Genomic DNA, 15,272 nt, shown 5'->3' with positions numbered 1-15,272 from the left:
TCCCCGTCGCCGGTGTGAACGGTGCGGCACCCGCCGCCCGCGACCACTGCCGGAAGAGGCCTCCACCATGCCGAACACGTCACCGCGCACGCTCCGGGCGCTGACCACCTCTCTCCTCGTCGCCGCCGCGGCGCTGGCCGGTCCCGCGACCGCTTCGGCGACCGGGCAGCCGACGGCGACCGTGCGGCCCGCCGCCGCCGGGGCCGCGGCGACGGACTTCACGGAGGTCCACGTGTGGGCCACCGGAGTCAACGTCCGCAACGCCGCCTCCGGAACGCCCTTCGAAACGTGCAAGACCTTCCCCTCCCGGCAGAACTGCCAGGTCGTGGCAACGGTGTCCCGGACCACCGTGACCGCCTACTGCCAGAAGCAGGGGGAACTCATCAGCGACTCCGGTTACAGCAGCCGGTGGTGGACCTACGTGGAGTCGCCGAGCGGACCGTGGGGCTGGGTGAACAACGTCTACATCACGGGGGACGAGCACCTGGCCCACGTCGGCGACTGCCCGTTCTGACAGCAGGAAATCCGTGAAAGCGGCCCGCGGCACGGTCATACGGATGCACCGCCCCGTCCGTCGTAGAGGCGAACAGAACGCGTTCATGACAGAGGGGAAAACCATGGCGAGGCGATCCACCAGGCTGGCGGCGACGGGACTGGCGCTCGGCGCGACGGTCTCCCTCCTCGGGGCGGCGGGCAGTGCGGGGGCCTCCGCGCAGGCCGTGAACACCACCGTCCAGGCCCGCAGCAACATCCGGGAGGCGGCCACCACGAACAGCCGGCTCGTCGGCACCACCCAGTTCCAGAGCACGGCGTACGTCAGGTGCTACAAGCGCGGGCAGTACGTGAAGGTCGGCAACTACGGCACCGACGTCTGGTACTTCGGCAACGTCTTCGACGACGACGCGACCCCGGCGCACGCCTACCTCAACGTCTGGATGTGGGGCGGCAACGTCAACGTCGGCGCCGACCCGTCCCCCGAGGTCTCGCCCTGCTGATCCCGAACCGCACCGAGGAGCACCCCATGACCAAGCGAAGCAGGCCCGCCGCGGCCGCCGGGCTCGCGCTCGGCGCGGCCCTCTCCCTGCTCGGCACCGCCGGGACCGCCGAGGCCGCACCCGCCGGCACCAACGGCCACGCGACGACCGTGCAGGCCCACAGCAATCTGCGCGACGCCCCCCGGACCAACAGCCGGATCTGGGGCACCACGACGAAGGTGACCGAGGCCGGCGTCGAGTGCTACACCCGCGGCCAGCGCGTCACCGCGGGCGGATACACCACGGACGTCTGGTACCTCGGCACCGTCATCGACTACGACATCGGCCACATCTACAACAACGTGTGGATGTGGGGCGGCAACGTCAACGTGGGCGCCGACCCGGCCCCCGGCATCCCCGCCTGCTGATCCCGAACCGAACCGAACCGAGGAGCACCCCTTGACGAGGCGAATCATGCCGACCGCGGCTGCCGGGCTCGTGCTCGGCACGGCCCTCTCCCTGCTCGCCGCCGTGGGCGCCGCCGAGGCCGCGCCCTCCGGCACCAGCGGCTACGCGACGACCGTGCAGGCGAAGAGCAACGTGCGCAGCGGCCCCTTCCTGGCAGCCCAGATCCACGGCACCACGACGAAGGTGACCGCCGCCAGCATCGACTGCTGGCTCGACGGCGACACGGTCACCGCGGGCGGATACACCACCAATGTCTGGTACCGCGGCACTGTCGCCGGCTACAACCGCAACAACGCGTGGGTGTGGGGAGGCAACGTGAACGTGGGCGCCGACCCTGCGCCCGGCATCCCCGGCTGCTGACCGATCAGGGAGCGGGTCGCCTGCCGGTGCGGCCGTAGGCGCGCAGTACACGGCGCGCCACCGAGGTGATGTGGAGTTCGTCCGGGCCGTCGAGGATGCGGGCGGCGCGGCCGGTGCGGAAGAGGGCCGGGAGCGGGGTGTCCGGGCCGAGGCCGGCGGCGCCGTGGATCTGGATCGCGGAGTCGGCGACCTGTTGCAGCATCCGCGCGGCGGCGACCTTGGCCAGCCCCACCTCCGTACGCGCGTCCCTTCCTGCGGCGATGAGCGCCACCGCCTCCCGGACGAGGGACCGGGTGGTGCGCAGCGCGAGCAGGGCGTCGAAGACGTGGGCCTGCACCAGCTGCTGGTCGGCGAGCGGCCCTCGGGAACCGTCGTGCGCGGCGGCCCGCTCGCACATCAGGTCGAAGGCCCGCTGCGCCTGGCCGAGCCAGCGCAGGCAGCGCAGCGTCCGGCCGAGCCGAAGCCGCTCCCCGGCGATCGCCAGGGCCTCGCCGGGCTCGCCGAGGAGGTGGCCGGCCGGCACCCGCACCCCGTCGAGGGCGATCTCGTACTGGCCCGGCGCGCCCAGCACGGGGAGTTCGCGCACCACGCGGAAGCCGGCGGAGCCGGTGGGCACGAGCAGCAGCGACAGCCCCTCCCGGTCCCCGGCGGCCCCGGAGGTCCGGGCCATGACGGTCACCAGGTCGGCGCCGGCGGCGCCCGACGTGAACCACTTGCGGCCGGTGACCAGCCAGCCCCCGTCCGGGTGCCGTTCGGCGCGGGTGGCGGTACGGAACGGGTCCGTGCCGGGCACCCCCGGCTCGGTCATGGCGTAGCAGGTGCGCATCTCCCCGGCGACCAGCCGCTTCAGGTACGCCTCGCGGACGTCCGGCCGCCCGTACCGCGCCAGCATCGTCACGTCGAGCAGCGGGGCGGATCCCAGCGCGGCAGGTCCGTGGTCACTGGCCCCCTCCGCCTCGGCGAATTCTGCGTAGGCGCCGAAGGACAGCCCGCCGCCGCCCAGTTCGGCGGGGAGCGGCAGGGCCCACAGCCCCTCGGCCCGGGCCTCGGCGCGCAGCTCGGCGAAGGCCTCGGCCGCCTCGGTACCACCCCCGTCCAGCACGGACTCCCGGGGGAAGACCCGGCCGCGGACGAACCGGTCGACCCTTTCCCCCCAAGCGGCCGCCTCAGGCTCCCGTCGTGCCGGTGCGGCGCCGTCCGTGCGGGGATCTTCCACTGTGTGCCTCCTCCTGCCCGGAAACGTCCGGGACTCGTGCGGACTTCCGGAACGTTTCGTGGGCCCGGCGCGAACTCGCGGGAACTCGCACGAACGGCCGAACGACTGTCTGTTCGTGGAACTGGTCGGGTGCGGACGCTCCCGGGTTCCCGCATTCCGCAAGACCCGGGCCGCGGTCACCGCCGCGACCAGGAGAGGAGAGGCATGGCGTCACCAGCAACCACGCAGACGGTCCGGCCGCTCGACGCACTGCGCTTCGACACCTCGGGGCCGCCGCAGATCACGAGCGTCGTCACCGATCACCTGCGACTGCTCGGCGCACGGACGGACCGCCCCGGCACGACCGGTCACGGGGACGCACCCGCCGCGGGCACCACGCTCACGGGCGGCGGCTTCGCACCGGCGCACGCCACCGCCGGCTGGGCGGACCCCGCGAGCGGGCTCGTCGACGAGGCCACGGTGCAGGCCGCCACCGGCATGATGGCCGTGCACGGGCGGCGGGACGGCACCCCGCGCGGACTGGCCGTCGACTACGCCGCCACGGCCACCGCCGTCCTCACGGTGCAGGGCCTGCTGGCGAACCTGGTGGGCCAGGCCCGCGGCGGCGGGGCCGCCCGGGTCACCACCGGCGCGGACCGGGCCGGACTGCTCGCCGTGTCCCAGTACCTCGCGGCCGCCGGCGCAGACGAGGGCGAGGCGGCCGAAATCGCCGCCGGCGGACCGCCGTTCACCTCCGCCGACGGGATCCTCTTCGAATTGGAGACGCTCGACCCGGGTGCCTGGGCCGCCTTCTGGAAGGCGCTGGAGGCTCCCCGGGAAGCCCTCCGGACCGGCTGGCGGCCCTTCCAGTTCCGCTACGCCACCGCCTGCGCGCCCCTCCCGGCAGCCCTCCACACCACCGCGCGGTCCCACGGCTGGGACCGGATCCGCCGGGCCGCGACAGCCTCCGGTGCCGAGGTGTGCGCCCTGCGCACCCTCGCGGACCGGGCGGCGGAACACGACGGCGCCGCACCCTGGTCGCTGACCCCGACGCAGGGCGGCACACCGGCCGGCGGGCCGGGCCGCCCGCCCGGCCCGCCGCCGGGCCGGCCCCTCGCCGGGCTGACCGTCCTGGAGGCCGGCCGCCGCATCCAGGCGCCGCTCGCCGCGCACCTGCTCGGGCTGCTCGGCGCCGACGTGATCCGCATCGAACCGCCCGGCGGCGACCCGCTGCGGGGCATGCCCCCCGCCTGTTCCGGCATCTCCGCCCGCTGGCTCGCCCTCAACCGCGGCAAACGGGCCGTCGAGATCGACATCAAGGCGGAGGCGGACCGCGACCGGCTGCGGGAGATGGCGGCGCACGCCGACGTCTTCCTGCACAACTGGGCGCCGGGCAAGGCCGCCGCCCTCGGCCTCGACGCCGACGACCTCGCACGGGTCAATCCCGCGCTGGTCCACGCGTACACCAGCGGCTGGGCCGGCCGGCTCGACGACGCCCCCATGGGCACGGACTTCATGGTCCAGGCCCGTACGGGGGTCGGCGAGGCCGCACGGCCCGAGGGCGAGGTCCCCGCGCCCTCGCTGATGACCCTCCTCGACGTCCTCGGCGGACTGCTCGGCGCGGAGGCCGTGCTGGCCGGGCTGCTGCTGCGCGAACGCACCGGGCGCGGCGTACGGGTCGACTCCTCCCTGCTCGGCGCGGCCGACACCCTCACCGGCCCCGCCCTGCGCCGGGCCGCCCGCGGGGAGAACCCCCGCCACCCGGCCGGATTCCGCCACCCGCTGGCCACGGCCGACGGCTGGATCGCCCCCGCCGACGCCGATGCCCGCGCCGCGGCCGGCCACGACCTGCGCGGCCTGGCCACGGGAGAGGCGCTGTCCCGGCTGCGCGCGCACGGCCTGACCGCGGCCGCCGTCACCACCGAACTGTCCGACCTGCACCACGACCCGCGCTTCACCGGCTCGATCGGCCGCGACGCGCACGGCGCCCCCGCAGTCCCCGACCCCTGGAGCTTCGTATGACCGCCGACAGGCTCGTACTGCGCGACCTGCTGCCCGCCGAACTCCGCCGTTCCTGGGTGGTCGACGGCACCTGCCCCGACCTCGACCTCTACAGCCTCTTCCGCGCCCGCCAGATCGCCGACCTGCACCGCACCGCCGTCATCGACGCCAAGGGCAAGCTCTGCTACACCGCCCTCGACCGCAAGGTCCGATGTCTGGCCACCGGCCTGCGGGAGCTCGGGGTCGGCCCGGGCGACGTGGTCGGCGTCCAACTGCCCGACGGGCGCAACGCCGTCATCGCCGACCTGGCGCTGGCCGCCCTGGGCGCGGTCTCGCTGCCCTTCCCCGTGGGCCGGGGCGTCCTGGAGGCCGAATGCCTGCTGCGCCGCTCCGAGGCCGTCGCCGTCATCGCGGCGACCGAGCACCGCGCGTTCCGGCACGCGGCCGATCTGCGCACCCTGGCCGGGGCACTGCCCCGCCTGCGCCACGTCATCGCCGCGGGACGGCCGGGCACCATCCCTGACGGAACGATTCCGCTGGCGGAGCTGCTGCGCCGCGACCCCGGCGGGTTCGTGCCCGCCCGGCCCGACCCCGACAGCGCCGCGCGCATCCTCGTCTCCTCCGGCTCCGAGGCGGAGCCCAAGATGATCGCGTACTCCCACAACGCGCTGGCCGGCGGCCGCGGCAACTTCCTGGCCTCCCTCATCCCCGACGGGATCCCGCCGCGCTGTCTCTTCCTCGTCCCGCTGGCCTCCGCCTTCGGGTCGAACGGCACGGCGGTCACCCTCGCCCGGCACGGCGGCACCCTGGTGCTGCTCGACCACTTCACCCCGGACGCCGCGCTGGCGGCCGTGCGCGAACACCGGCCGACGCACGTCCTCGGTGTCCCCACCATGGTCCGCATGATGCTCGAACGCCTCGACGGGACCGGCGAGGAGCTGCCGTCGCCCACCGCCCTGGTCCTCGGCGGGGCGCCGCTCGACGAGACCACGGCGGCCGCCGCGGCGCAGGCCTTCGGCTGCTCCGTCGTCAACCTCTACGGCTCCGCCGACGGGGTCAACTGCCATACGGGGCTCGGCAGTACGGTGCCGCCCACCGACGGCTCGGGCGTCGTCGCCGGCCACCCCGACCCCCGGGTCGCCGAGATCCGCATCACCGACCCCGACACGCACCAGCCGCTCCCCGACGGCGCGGTCGGCGAGATCATCTCGCGCGGCCCGATGACCCCGCTGTGCTACGTCGGAGCCCCCGAGCTGGACGCCCGCTACCGCACGCCCGACGGCTGGGTGCGCACCGGCGACCTCGGCTACCTCGACGCCGAGAGCGTCCTGCACGTCGTCGGCCGCCTCAAGGACATCGTCATCCGGGGCGGAGCCAACATCAGCCCGGCCGAGGTGGAACGCGAACTCACCGCGCACCCCCAGGTCCGCGACGTCGCCTGCGTCGGCGTGCCCGACCCGCTGATGGGGGAGCGGCTCGCGGCCTGCGTCGTGGCCCGGGGGGCCCAGGCCCCCACCCTCGCCTCCCTCGGCGAACACCTGACGGGGCGCGGCCTGGAGCGGCGCAAGCACCCCGAGCAGCTGCTCGTCGTCCCGGAACTGCCCCTGACGGCGGCCGGCAAACCGGACCGCGCGGCCCTGCGCAAGCGTCTGACCGAGAGCAGCGCCCTCGTATAGAGCGGGTGGAGGGGGCCGTTGTCCGCCCCGCGGACCGGGTCGCCGACAACAGCCCGGTCCCCGGGGCCGGGTGCTGCGGCTGGGGCGGGTCAGGCGTCGATCGCGGCCAGCCAGATCTCGATCTCGACGTCGCCGTCGGCGATGACCGCCCACTCCTGGAGGACCAGCAGGCGGTCGCCCACCTGCCAGGTGACGGACCGCTCGCCGTCCCCGCAGCGCAGGAACACGGCCCGCTCGGCCGGCAGCGGCGGGCCGTACGCGGCGCGCAGGCGTCCCGCGACGGTGTCGTGGATCTCCGCGAAGCGTGCGTACGTCCAGTCCTGGAGGAACGGGTACTCGGCCAGCGCCTCCGCCTCCAGGAAGGCGCTCGCGACCACCTGCACCGCGCCGTGGCACAGGTCCTCCTCGTCGTCCTCGTCCAGCCGGTCGAGGTCGTAGGGGTCCGTGGAGCCGGGGTGGAAGGGCTGCGGCGCGCGGTCCAGGAGCTCGGCGGCGACGGCCGCGGCGTCCCCTTCCCACACGGGGGCGTGGTCCACGTACTGAACGGCGTCGCACAGCAGCTGCGGCCGCGCCCGCTCGAAGGTGCCCGGCTGCGCCGTGCCCTCCCACACGGTCCGGCCGGCCGCGTCCCGCAGGGTGACGGACGCCCCGTCGCCGGACGCCTCGACGCGGCACACGTCCCGGCCCCCGGCGTCCACGTGGACGACCGCGCCGTCGCCGGAGGCGAACGCCGCGAGAGAGGTGACGTCGTCGAAGCCGACGACCCAGCCGTCCCGGTCGGTCAGCGGCTCGCGGTGCGCGGACGGTGTGAACGACCCGTCCGTGCGCAGCACCCCCCACCGCGGCGCCCCGTCATCCACGCAGGCAACGGCCGCCCCGCAAGGGGAGAAACGTTCCACCCAGGCGTAGTGCGGCTCGATCACCTGCCGCCCGGCCGGATCGACGAAGCCGCGGGCGAAGCCGTTGCCGACCTTCAGCAGGCCGCACCACAGCTCCTCGTCCATCTCGTTGTCGCGCCGGAGCACCAGCTCGCCCCGGCAGTCGACGAACCCGGCGAACGAGTCGCCCGCGCCGCCCCCGACGACGTACGCCAGCCCGTTCTCGTCGAAGGGCTCCAACAGCCGGAAGGACGGTTCGGCGATCCATTCCCCCGCCGTGTCCACCAGCCCCCACAGCTCACCGATCCGCACCGGCGCCGCCCCGCCCGCGCCGAACGGGCGCGCCCCGTCGAACCGCGGCGCGATCGCCGTGCGCCCCTCGCGGTCCACGTACCCGCAGGCCCCGCCGGTCACCGGCCGTACGGGCGCCAGGCCGACGGGGCCGAACCGGCCGGCCGCGTCGAAGCCGCCGATCACCACCCGGCCCGTGGGATCCGCGTAGCCTGCGCCGTCCTCGGTACGGACCACGGCCAGCCCGTGGTGGAACTCCTCCGCTTCCGGGAAGCGGGCCGCCACGACCGGAGCACCGGACGCGTCCGCGTACCCGAACAGGCCCGCCCTGCGGAACCGCGAGAGCCCGGCCCCGTCGAACGCCCCGGCCCACTCCAGCTCCGGCCCGGTGATCCAGCGGCCCCGACCGTCCAGGTAGCCCCACAGCCCGGCCGGGTCCGCCGCGGGCGCGACCAGGCCCCCGTTGCCGTCCGGGTGGTACGGACCGACGGCGGCGAGATCGGGGGCGCGCACGAGCGCGCCCGCCGCGTCGACGAGCGCCACCCTCGTCCCGAACGGGGCGCCGCCCGTCACGGGCACGGCGTACGGCGCGGACGGTACGGGGCGGTGCGGTGTCACGGACTTCTCCAGGGGCGCGTACGGGGCCGGAGGTCATTGTGGCCGACCGTGCCGCCGTGCCCCGATGCGGGGAGGGGCCCGGCGGACGTCCCGCCGGGCCCCTCCCGTGCCTCCCGTGCCCCTCCGCGGGTCAGGAGGTGCCCATGGCCTTCTTCAGCTCCGCCGCCGCGTTGCGGTAGACCGGCAGCAGATCGAGGTCGTCCCCCGGGTAGTTGACGATCTTCACCTGCTTGGCGCCGGAGTCCGGCAGGACCGCTCCCGTCGACATGTGCGCGTTGTCCAGCACCAGCGCGGGCTTCTTCGCGGCGAGTTCGGCGAGCTGCGCCGGGGTCACGGCCTCCGGCCCGTACGTACCCACCGTGGTGGCGCCCGCGAGCTTCGCCGACCACGCGGTGAAGACCTGGGTCACGACGGACGGGCTGCGGCCGCCGGGCCATGCGGCCTGCAGCTCATTGTTCAGCTTCGTGTACTCGGCGTCGAAGCCGGTCTTCCACTGGGCGGCGGCGTCCGCCGTGCCGAACAGCCCCGCCAGGCGGCCGACTTCGGCCGACACCTTGGCGGGGTCGTTGTCGAGCTCCACCTCGACGAGCTTGGCCTTGGACCCCGCGGCCTCCTTGATCTTCGCGGCGTAGGGCTCGAAGGGCGCGTACAGCACGAAGTCCGCCTCGGCCACGGCGGCGAGGTCCGAGGGCTTGGGATCGTAGTCGGGGGCGTGGTGGACGGACTGCGGCACGATGACCTTGATGTCCTCGGCGCCCGCGGCCTTCGCGAAGGCACCCTCCCAGGTGGTCGTGACCACGACGGACGGCTTGCCGGTGCGCGGCTGGTCCCGGCCCTCGCCGGAGGCGGACGAGGGTTCGTTCCCGCAGCCGGCGGTCAGGAGGAGGGCCGCGCTCAGTGCGAGGACGGCAGGGATACGGACGCGGGTGCGCGCCATGAGCTGATTCTCCGTTCAGGTATGAAATGCACCGCGAGGACCAGTGCCCCCGCGGTCAGGACGAGGACCGGGCCGGGCGGCCAGTCCAGCCACAGGGCCAGCAGGAACCCCGTCAGGTTCACCACGACGCCGATGCCGACCGCCCACAGGGTGATCGACTTCAGCGAGCTGCCCAGGCGGCGCGCGGCGAGCGCGGGCAGCAGGGTCAGCGCGTCGACGAGCAGCGCGCCGGTGAGCTTGATGGCCCCGGCGACCGCGACGGCGACCAGGACCAGGAGCGCGGCCGTCAGCGCCCGCACCGGGACACCGGAGCACTGGGCGAGCTCCCGGTCGTACAGCAGCAGGCCGATCTCGCGCCGCCGCCACCAGAACAGGCCGGGCACGGCGACGGCGAGGACCCCGAGGACGACCAGGTCGGGTGCGGCGACGGACAGGATCGACCCCCACAGCAGGGCGAAGGCGCCGGAGGCGTTGACCCCCGACACGGCCAGCAGCAGCAGCGCCGCCGCGATGGCCAGGCTCATCAGGAGCCCCATCGCCCCCGACAGGCCGTCGGGGGTGCGGGCGAGCGGCGCCACGCCCGCGCCGGCCAGCGCACACGCCACCAGCGCGCACAGCATCGGGTCGAGCCCGGTGAGCAGGCCCACGGCGATGCCCAGCAGGGCCACGTGCATCATCGCGAACCGGACCGGCATGATGTCGAGCCCGACGATGACGACGCCGACGACCGGCAGCCCGATCGCCGCCAGCAGCAGCGCCGCTCCCGCCCGTTGCACGGGCAGCAGCTGGAGGAGTTCGCCGAGGTCGGCGGTGGCCAGGTGCACGGCCGCGGTCACCGGACCTCCCGCAGCCGGCCCGCGGCCATCTCCAGTACGCGGTCGCAGCGCTCCGCCAGGGTCCGGTCGTGCGTCACCACGATCAGGGTCACCGGCAGCGAGGTGAGGACGTCCGCGGCCTCCGCCTGCCCGTCGAAGTCGAGGGCGGCCGTCGGCTCGTCCGCCAGGAGCAGCTCGGCGCCCGCGGCCACGCATCCGATCGCCCGGGCCAGGTACATGCGCTGCAGCTGACCTCCGGAGAGGGTGTGCAGGGGCCGCCCGGTCAGCGTGCCCACCCCGAGCCGGTCCGCGGCCTCGGCCGCTTCCACCGGGGCGTTGCTGCCGGCCAGCAGCTCGGTGCCGAGCAGCGGGAAGCGCCCGGCGGCCGGCTTCTGCGGGATCCAGGCACAGGCCCGGCGACGCCACGCCCACTCGGCGGGGGAGCTGCCCTCCCGGCCGCCGACCTGGATCGAGCCCGCCGTCCGGCGGTGCAGACCGAGGACGGCACGCAGGAGGGTGGATTTGCCCGAGCCGTTGGTACCGGTCAGCGCCACGCGCTCACCGGCGGCGATCTCCAGGTCGACGTCGGCGACGGCCTCCACCCGGCCGTGCCGGCAGACGACCCCCCGCATGCGCACGTCCAGTCCGCCCATCACACGCCTCTCGATCGTCCTCGGCCGTGCGGGACGGCGCGGCTCCGCCTCCCACATGCCAGTAGTCGGACACGGGGCGTCCGGGGTTCCCGCCGATCCGCGACGGATCGCGCGGGCGGGGCGGGGACCCGGGGATGCGCGGCCGGGACCCGGGGATGCCCCCTTTGGGCCTGCTGCCCGCGCGCCGGTTCCCTCACTGCACGCCTTTTCGGTAGGTTCCTCCCGATTCCTGACGGAAGGCGGACGCGATGGGCAGCCCTCAGCAGGTGGCGCACGTGCGCAGGAACGTGTGGACCCTCCCGGCCGGCGACCTGACACTCGCCCACTACGCGGCGGCCGTGGCCGAGATGAAGGCACGGGACCCCGACGACCCCACCGGCTGGACCTACCAGGCGGCCCTCCACGGGACGGACGCGACGCCCCCGAAGCCGCTGTGGAACGGCTGCAAGCACGGCTCCTGGTACTTCCTCGCCTGGCACCGCATGTACCTCTGGTACTTCGAGCGGATCGTCCGTGCGACCGTCGTCCGGCTGGGCGGACCGGCCGACTGGGCGCTGCCGTTCTGGGACTACGACGCCGACCGCGAGCAGGCCCGGATCCCGCCGGCCTTCCGCGACGGGGAGGGCGGCGCCAACCCGCTGTTCGCGGAGCGGGCGAACCTGATCAACGAGGGTGAACCCCTGCCCTTCGAGATCACCTCCCCGGCCTACGCGATGGGGCGCACCCTGTTCGTCGGCGAAGCCGAGTTCGGCGGGGGCATCACGCCGAACGGCAGCACCTTCTGGAACCGCAAGGGCGCTCTGGAGGACACGCCGCACAACGCCGTGCACAGCCACATCGGCCGCTGGATGGGCCGGACCACCACGGCCGCGCTGGATCCGGTCTTCTGGCTCCACCACGCGAACATCGACCGCCTGTGGTTCCTGTGGTCGAGCCGTGCCGGGCACAGCAACCCCGACGACCCGCGCTGGATCACCCAGGAGTACAAGTTCTTCGACGCGGACGGGAGCCCGCAGAGCCTGGCGGCGTCCGACATCCTCGACACGGCCGGCCGACTGGGCTACACCTACGAGTCGCCCGTGCCGATCTCCCCGCCGGTTCCGCTGCCGCCCTCCGCGACGAGGTTCCCCGTGCCCGAATCGACGAGCGGACCGAGCGCCTCGGGGCCGCCGCACCCGCCACGCCGCCGAGAGATGGCCGGGTCGTCGGAGCAGCCCCTGCGCCTCGTCGGCCGTGCCGAGAGCATCGCCGTGCCCATCGACCAGCGCACCACCCGTCCGCTGGGCGAGGCACTCGGCGTCGACGAACCCGAGGCCGACCGGCACGTCTACCTCAACGTCGAGGACATCGAGGGCGACATCAACCCCGACAGGGTCTACGGCATCTACGTGAACCTCCCCGAAGGGGCCTCCCGCGAACAGGCGGAGGGCCACCGGGTCGGCAACCTGTCGTTCTTCGGCATCGAGCGGGCCCAGGACCCCCGGGGCGACGAGCACCCGCACGGCCTGCGGGTGAGCGTCGAGATCACCCCGCTCGTGCGCAGGCTCCGGGCGGAAGGCGCCTGGGACGAAGCCCGGTTGAGCGTCACGTTCCTTCCGCTCGGAGCGGTGGCCGCGGCGGAGGAGGCGGCCGGCGAGGCGGGCGAGGACCCTCCGGTCGAGATCGGGCGCGTCAGCCTCAGCTACACCTGATGGTCCTGGAAGGCGGGGCGCGGACGCGGTCCCCACGGACGGCGTCCGGGCCCCGACGGCCGTGGCCGCGCATCACCCTCCCCTACGAAATGGCGGCCCTCGCCGCCTGGACCGCCGTGATCGCGCTGACCGTCACCGGGGCGGTGCACGGCGCGCACCCCGCAGCCCCCGCTCCCGCCGGCGAGGCGCCCCACCACCACGTGGCCCCGGAGCACATGGCCCACGGCGCATCCGGCTTCGGCGGCCTCGCAGGCTTCGGCGGCCTCGCGACGTGGGTGCTGATGTGCGTCGCGATGATGCTGCCCGCCGCTCTGCCCGCGCTCGCGCACGTGGGCACGAACAGCCTGCGCCGGCGCCGGCAGCGCGCGATGGCCGGCTTCGCCGCCGTCTACCTGGCGGTGTGGACCGGCTACGGCGCACTGCTCCTCGCGTCGGCCCCGCTGTGGTCACGGCTGCCCGGCGACGCCGTACCGGCCTGCGCGCTCGCACTGGCCGCCGCCTGGCAGTCGACGGTCCACAAGCGGCGCGCCCTGCGCGACTGCCACCGCTCCTCCCCCTTGCCGCTGAGCGGCCCGCGCGCGGTGGCGGGCACTGTCCGCTTCGGGCTGCGCCACGGCGGCGCCTGCCTGCGGTCGTGCTGGGCGCTGATGGCGGTGATGGCCGCGGCCGGTGGAGGCACGGGCATGCTCGCCTGGATGGCGCTGCTCACCGGGATCGTCACGGCGGAGCGGTTCGCCCGCAGGCCGGCCCGCACCGCGCGGTTCGCCGCCGCAGCCCTCGCGGCGGCCGCCCTGACGGCCGCCCTCGCACCGGCCCTGCCCTGACCGCTGCCGCCGGCCGCTGTTGGTGGAGCATGAGCGCAGGAGCGAGGACTTCGAAGGGGAACGGTGAATGGCGGCGATCGTGTACTTCCGGAAGATCTCGGAGACCGAAGAGCTCGTGGAGTACGCGTTCGGTGACGATCCCGATGCCTTCGAGCGACGACTGACCGTGGACAAGGGGTCCTGCACCTCGACGGTCCAGGACGCGCAGGTCGACTACGCGTTCCTGAAGGCCTCGCGGAAGCTCAACGCGCTGCACACGCAGCGGGGGGTCTGGCCGGAGCGCGGGATGAGCGTGAGCTGATCCCGGATCCGGGCGGCCATCAGTCCGGCAGGTCCTGGAGGTTCAGCTGCCAGGACACCCCGAAGCGGTCGTTCACCCAGCCGAAGCGGGCGCTGAAGCCGTACGAGCCCAACGGCATCAGCTCCTTGCCCCCGTCGGCGAGGGCCGCGTACAGGCGGTCCAGCTCGGCGGCGGATCCGCACTCCACGAAGAGCGAGACCGCCGGGGTGAAGCCGAACTCGTGCCGGACGTAGCTGTCGATGCACATGAACCGCTGGCCGGCGAGCGAGAACGTGGCACGCAGCACGGTGCCCTCCTCGCCGGGGCCGTCGGCGCCGTAGCGGGTGATGTCGACGACCTCGGAGTCGTCGAACAGGGAGGTGTAGAAGGTCAGCGCCTCCTCCGCCCGGCCCTCGAACATCAGGAACGTGGTGATCTTCTGCGGTGCCGAGGCCATCGAGCGGACCCTCCGGGTGACGGGGTGGGAGCTTCCGGGCCGAGGCTAGAACACGCCACCGACAATCCCGCGGAGGCGGTTGTCGCGGCGCGCGTTCGCGTCAGGAGCGAGCCAGGAGGGTGGTTCCGGTTGGCGCATGAGGGGGGCCCGGAGCGAACCCGGACGGACCCCCCTACTGTCGATCACGCACGGTCCCTTCGGCCCGTGCACCGTGTTCACACAAGAGGTCGAACCTTCATGAGTCTCAGCATCCGCAACCGGATCGCAGGCACCGTCACCGCCGTCACCGTCGGCGAGGCCATGGCGGCGGTCAAGGTCCGTCTGGAAGGGGGCCAGGACATCACGGCGGCCATCACCGCCGACGCCGTCAAGGACCTCGGCATCGCCACGGGCTCCGCGGTCACGGCACTGGTCAAGGCCACCGAGGTGGCCCTGGCCACCGGCCCGGTCGAGAACATCTCCATCCGCAACCAGCTCAGCGGCACGGTCGTCGACGTGGCCGCCGGCCCGGCCATGGCGGCGGTACGCGTGGACGTGAACGGGGGCGGCCTCACCGCGGCCGTCACCTCCGACGCGGTCGAGGCGCTGGGCCTGGCCGCAGGCTCGTCCGTCGTGGCCCTGATCAAGTCGACCGAGATCTCCCTCGCCACGGCCTGATCCGCCCTCAGAAGTCCGGTGCGGCCAGGGCGCCGAACCACACGTGGGTGACCGCGCTGACATACCGCGCACCGCACCGGTCCGACGGGACCACCAGCTGCGCGCCCGCCTCGTCGAGGTCCTCCCCGTCGAGGCGGGTCGCCAGCAGCACCGGGCTGCCGCCGAAGTCCGCGTCCAGCTCGGCCCAGGCCAGCACGCTGTGGTGGCCGTCCCCGCCGCTGACCGCGAGCAGGAAGCGCGACCGGTCCTTGCGGCGGTCCGCGTCGAAGGCCGGGCCGGCCCCCGCGACCACGTCGCGCAGCAGAGCGCCCTCGAAGACGTGGTTCTGGGGGCCGTTGGTGGCGCAGTCGAACACCACCTCCGCGCGGTGCTGTTCCCATCCCCGCAGATCCGCGACGCTCAGAGTCGCCGGGCGGTCCAGGTCGCCGTGCAGCATGAGTTCGGCCATGGCAGTGCGATGCCCAGAAGGCTTCCCTCCGAAAACGTATCTGCCATCC

General features: G+C 74.2%; 17 protein-coding genes. 10 read left to right on the top strand and 7 right to left on the bottom strand.

Translation table 11 applies throughout. From position 1 onward, the window contains the following. Positions 1-67 precede the first annotated feature (67 nt). From E6U81_RS34950 to E6U81_RS34935, 4 genes are all read left to right on the top strand, one after another. Positions 68-514, top strand: a complete 447-nt coding sequence (locus tag E6U81_RS34950) for a hypothetical protein (protein ID WP_136234022.1) — start codon at positions 68-70, stop codon at positions 512-514. A gap of 103 nt (positions 515-617) precedes the next feature. Beyond that, on the top strand, positions 618-995 hold the full coding sequence (locus tag E6U81_RS34945; protein ID WP_136234021.1) for a hypothetical protein: 378 nt from the start codon (positions 618-620) through the stop codon (positions 993-995). 26 nt (positions 996-1,021) lie between these two features. Then, entirely contained in the window at positions 1,022-1,402 is a 381-nt protein-coding gene (locus E6U81_RS34940) for a hypothetical protein (protein WP_136234020.1), read from the top strand. Between the two features lie 31 nt (positions 1,403-1,433). Further along, positions 1,434-1,802, top strand: coding sequence for a hypothetical protein (locus E6U81_RS34935; protein WP_136234019.1), 369 nt, complete (start codon positions 1,434-1,436; stop codon positions 1,800-1,802). A 4-nt stretch (positions 1,803-1,806) separates the two neighbouring features. Here the strand turns inward: E6U81_RS34935 and E6U81_RS34930 are convergent, their stop codons facing one another. Then, positions 1,807-3,018 carry an acyl-CoA dehydrogenase family protein gene (locus tag E6U81_RS34930; RefSeq protein ID WP_136234018.1) on the bottom strand — a complete coding sequence of 404 codons (1,212 nt, stop codon included), beginning with the start codon at positions 3,016-3,018 and terminating at the stop codon, positions 1,807-1,809. A gap of 204 nt (positions 3,019-3,222) precedes the next feature. Here E6U81_RS34930 and E6U81_RS34925 point away from each other — a divergent pair, with 204 nt between their 5' ends. Further along, positions 3,223-5,019: a CoA transferase gene (locus tag E6U81_RS34925; protein WP_136234017.1), complete on the top strand. Its 1,797-nt coding sequence runs from the start codon at positions 3,223-3,225 to the stop codon at positions 5,017-5,019. After that, entirely contained in the window at positions 5,016-6,674 is a 1,659-nt protein-coding gene (locus tag E6U81_RS34920; protein ID WP_136234016.1) for a fatty acid--CoA ligase family protein, read from the top strand. Before E6U81_RS34925 ends, E6U81_RS34920 begins: the two co-directional genes overlap by 4 nt. An 89-nt stretch (positions 6,675-6,763) precedes the next feature. Here the strand turns inward: E6U81_RS34920 and E6U81_RS34915 are convergent, their stop codons facing one another. The 4 genes from E6U81_RS34915 to E6U81_RS34900 form a co-directional block, all read right to left on the bottom strand. Then, positions 6,764-8,461 carry a WG repeat-containing protein gene (locus E6U81_RS34915; RefSeq protein ID WP_136234015.1) on the bottom strand — a complete coding sequence of 566 codons (1,698 nt, stop codon included), beginning with the start codon at positions 8,459-8,461 and terminating at the stop codon, positions 6,764-6,766. 130 nt (positions 8,462-8,591) lie between these two features. Next, positions 8,592-9,398, bottom strand: a complete 807-nt coding sequence (locus tag E6U81_RS34910) for a zinc ABC transporter substrate-binding protein (RefSeq protein ID WP_136234014.1) — start codon at positions 9,396-9,398, stop codon at positions 8,592-8,594. Next, positions 9,356-10,234: a metal ABC transporter permease gene (locus E6U81_RS34905; RefSeq protein ID WP_240804193.1), complete on the bottom strand. Its 879-nt coding sequence runs from the start codon at positions 10,232-10,234 to the stop codon at positions 9,356-9,358. Before E6U81_RS34905 ends, E6U81_RS34910 begins: the two co-directional genes overlap by 43 nt. Continuing rightward, on the bottom strand, positions 10,231-10,866 hold the full coding sequence (locus E6U81_RS34900; RefSeq protein WP_136234013.1) for an ABC transporter ATP-binding protein: 636 nt from the start codon (positions 10,864-10,866) through the stop codon (positions 10,231-10,233). The genes E6U81_RS34905 and E6U81_RS34900 overlap by 4 nt, the downstream gene beginning before the upstream one ends. Before the next feature lie 248 nt (positions 10,867-11,114). Between E6U81_RS34900 and E6U81_RS34895 the strand changes: the two genes are divergently transcribed. The 3 genes from E6U81_RS34895 to E6U81_RS34885 all read left to right on the top strand — a co-directional run bounded on the left by E6U81_RS34895 (position 11,115) and on the right by E6U81_RS34885 (position 13,682). Continuing rightward, the gene (locus tag E6U81_RS34895; protein ID WP_136234012.1) at positions 11,115-12,557 is read left to right on the top strand and encodes a tyrosinase family protein; all 1,443 of its coding nucleotides are present in this window, start codon (positions 11,115-11,117) and stop codon (positions 12,555-12,557) included. 89 nt (positions 12,558-12,646) lie between these two features. After that, positions 12,647-13,381, top strand: coding sequence for a DUF2182 domain-containing protein (locus E6U81_RS34890; RefSeq protein ID WP_168714830.1), 735 nt, complete (start codon positions 12,647-12,649; stop codon positions 13,379-13,381). 67 nt (positions 13,382-13,448) lie between these two features. Further along, positions 13,449-13,682 (top strand): hypothetical protein, encoded by a 234-nt coding sequence (locus tag E6U81_RS34885; RefSeq protein WP_136234010.1) that lies wholly within the window; start codon positions 13,449-13,451, stop codon positions 13,680-13,682. Between the two features lie 19 nt (positions 13,683-13,701). Here E6U81_RS34885 and E6U81_RS34880 read toward each other — a convergent pair whose 3' ends face one another. Continuing rightward, a complete protein-coding gene (locus tag E6U81_RS34880) occupies positions 13,702-14,118 on the bottom strand; it encodes a VOC family protein (RefSeq protein ID WP_136234009.1) in 417 nt (138 codons plus the stop codon). 237 nt (positions 14,119-14,355) lie between these two features. On the opposite strand from E6U81_RS34880, the gene E6U81_RS34875 reads away from it, so the two are divergent. Further along, complete coding sequence (locus E6U81_RS34875; RefSeq protein ID WP_136234008.1) at positions 14,356-14,775, top strand: TOBE domain-containing protein; 420 nt, start codon at positions 14,356-14,358, stop codon at positions 14,773-14,775. Between the two features lie 7 nt (positions 14,776-14,782). Here E6U81_RS34875 and E6U81_RS34870 read toward each other — a convergent pair whose 3' ends face one another. Further along, positions 14,783-15,223 carry a molybdopterin-dependent oxidoreductase gene (locus tag E6U81_RS34870; RefSeq protein WP_136234007.1) on the bottom strand — a complete coding sequence of 147 codons (441 nt, stop codon included), beginning with the start codon at positions 15,221-15,223 and terminating at the stop codon, positions 14,783-14,785. Positions 15,224-15,272 lie beyond the last annotated feature (49 nt).

The sequence above is a fragment of the Streptomyces sp. A0592 genome, assembly GCF_004795115.1.
GTDB classification, from domain to species: Bacteria; Actinomycetota; Actinomycetes; order Streptomycetales; family Streptomycetaceae; genus Streptomyces; species Streptomyces erythrochromogenes.
This window is presented reverse-complemented; position numbering and strand designations above follow the sequence as displayed.

Excerpts from the sequence above, each read along its gene's own strand:
- E6U81_RS34950 (WP_136234022.1), top strand. The coding sequence starts at position 68 with ATGCCGAACACGTCACCGCGCACGCTCCGGGCGCTGACCACCTCTCTC.
- E6U81_RS34945 (WP_136234021.1), top strand. The coding sequence starts at position 618 with ATGGCGAGGCGATCCACCAGGCTGGCGGCGACGGGACTGGCGCTCGGC.
- E6U81_RS34940 (WP_136234020.1), top strand. The coding sequence starts at position 1,022 with ATGACCAAGCGAAGCAGGCCCGCCGCGGCCGCCGGGCTCGCGCTCGGC.
- E6U81_RS34925 (WP_136234017.1), top strand. The coding sequence starts at position 3,223 with ATGGCGTCACCAGCAACCACGCAGACGGTCCGGCCGCTCGACGCACTG.
- E6U81_RS34920 (WP_136234016.1), top strand. The coding sequence starts at position 5,016 with ATGACCGCCGACAGGCTCGTACTGCGCGACCTGCTGCCCGCCGAACTC.
- E6U81_RS34910 (WP_136234014.1), bottom strand. The coding sequence starts at position 9,398 with ATGGCGCGCACCCGCGTCCGTATCCCTGCCGTCCTCGCACTGAGCGCG.
- E6U81_RS34900 (WP_136234013.1), bottom strand. The coding sequence starts at position 10,866 with ATGGGCGGACTGGACGTGCGCATGCGGGGGGTCGTCTGCCGGCACGGC.
- E6U81_RS34895 (WP_136234012.1), top strand. The coding sequence starts at position 11,115 with ATGGGCAGCCCTCAGCAGGTGGCGCACGTGCGCAGGAACGTGTGGACC.
- E6U81_RS34890 (WP_168714830.1), top strand. The coding sequence starts at position 12,647 with ATGGCGGCCCTCGCCGCCTGGACCGCCGTGATCGCGCTGACCGTCACC.
- E6U81_RS34885 (WP_136234010.1), top strand. The coding sequence starts at position 13,449 with ATGGCGGCGATCGTGTACTTCCGGAAGATCTCGGAGACCGAAGAGCTC.
- E6U81_RS34880 (WP_136234009.1), bottom strand. The coding sequence starts at position 14,118 with ATGGCCTCGGCACCGCAGAAGATCACCACGTTCCTGATGTTCGAGGGC.
- E6U81_RS34875 (WP_136234008.1), top strand. The coding sequence starts at position 14,356 with ATGAGTCTCAGCATCCGCAACCGGATCGCAGGCACCGTCACCGCCGTC.
- E6U81_RS34870 (WP_136234007.1), bottom strand. The coding sequence starts at position 15,223 with ATGGCCGAACTCATGCTGCACGGCGACCTGGACCGCCCGGCGACTCTG.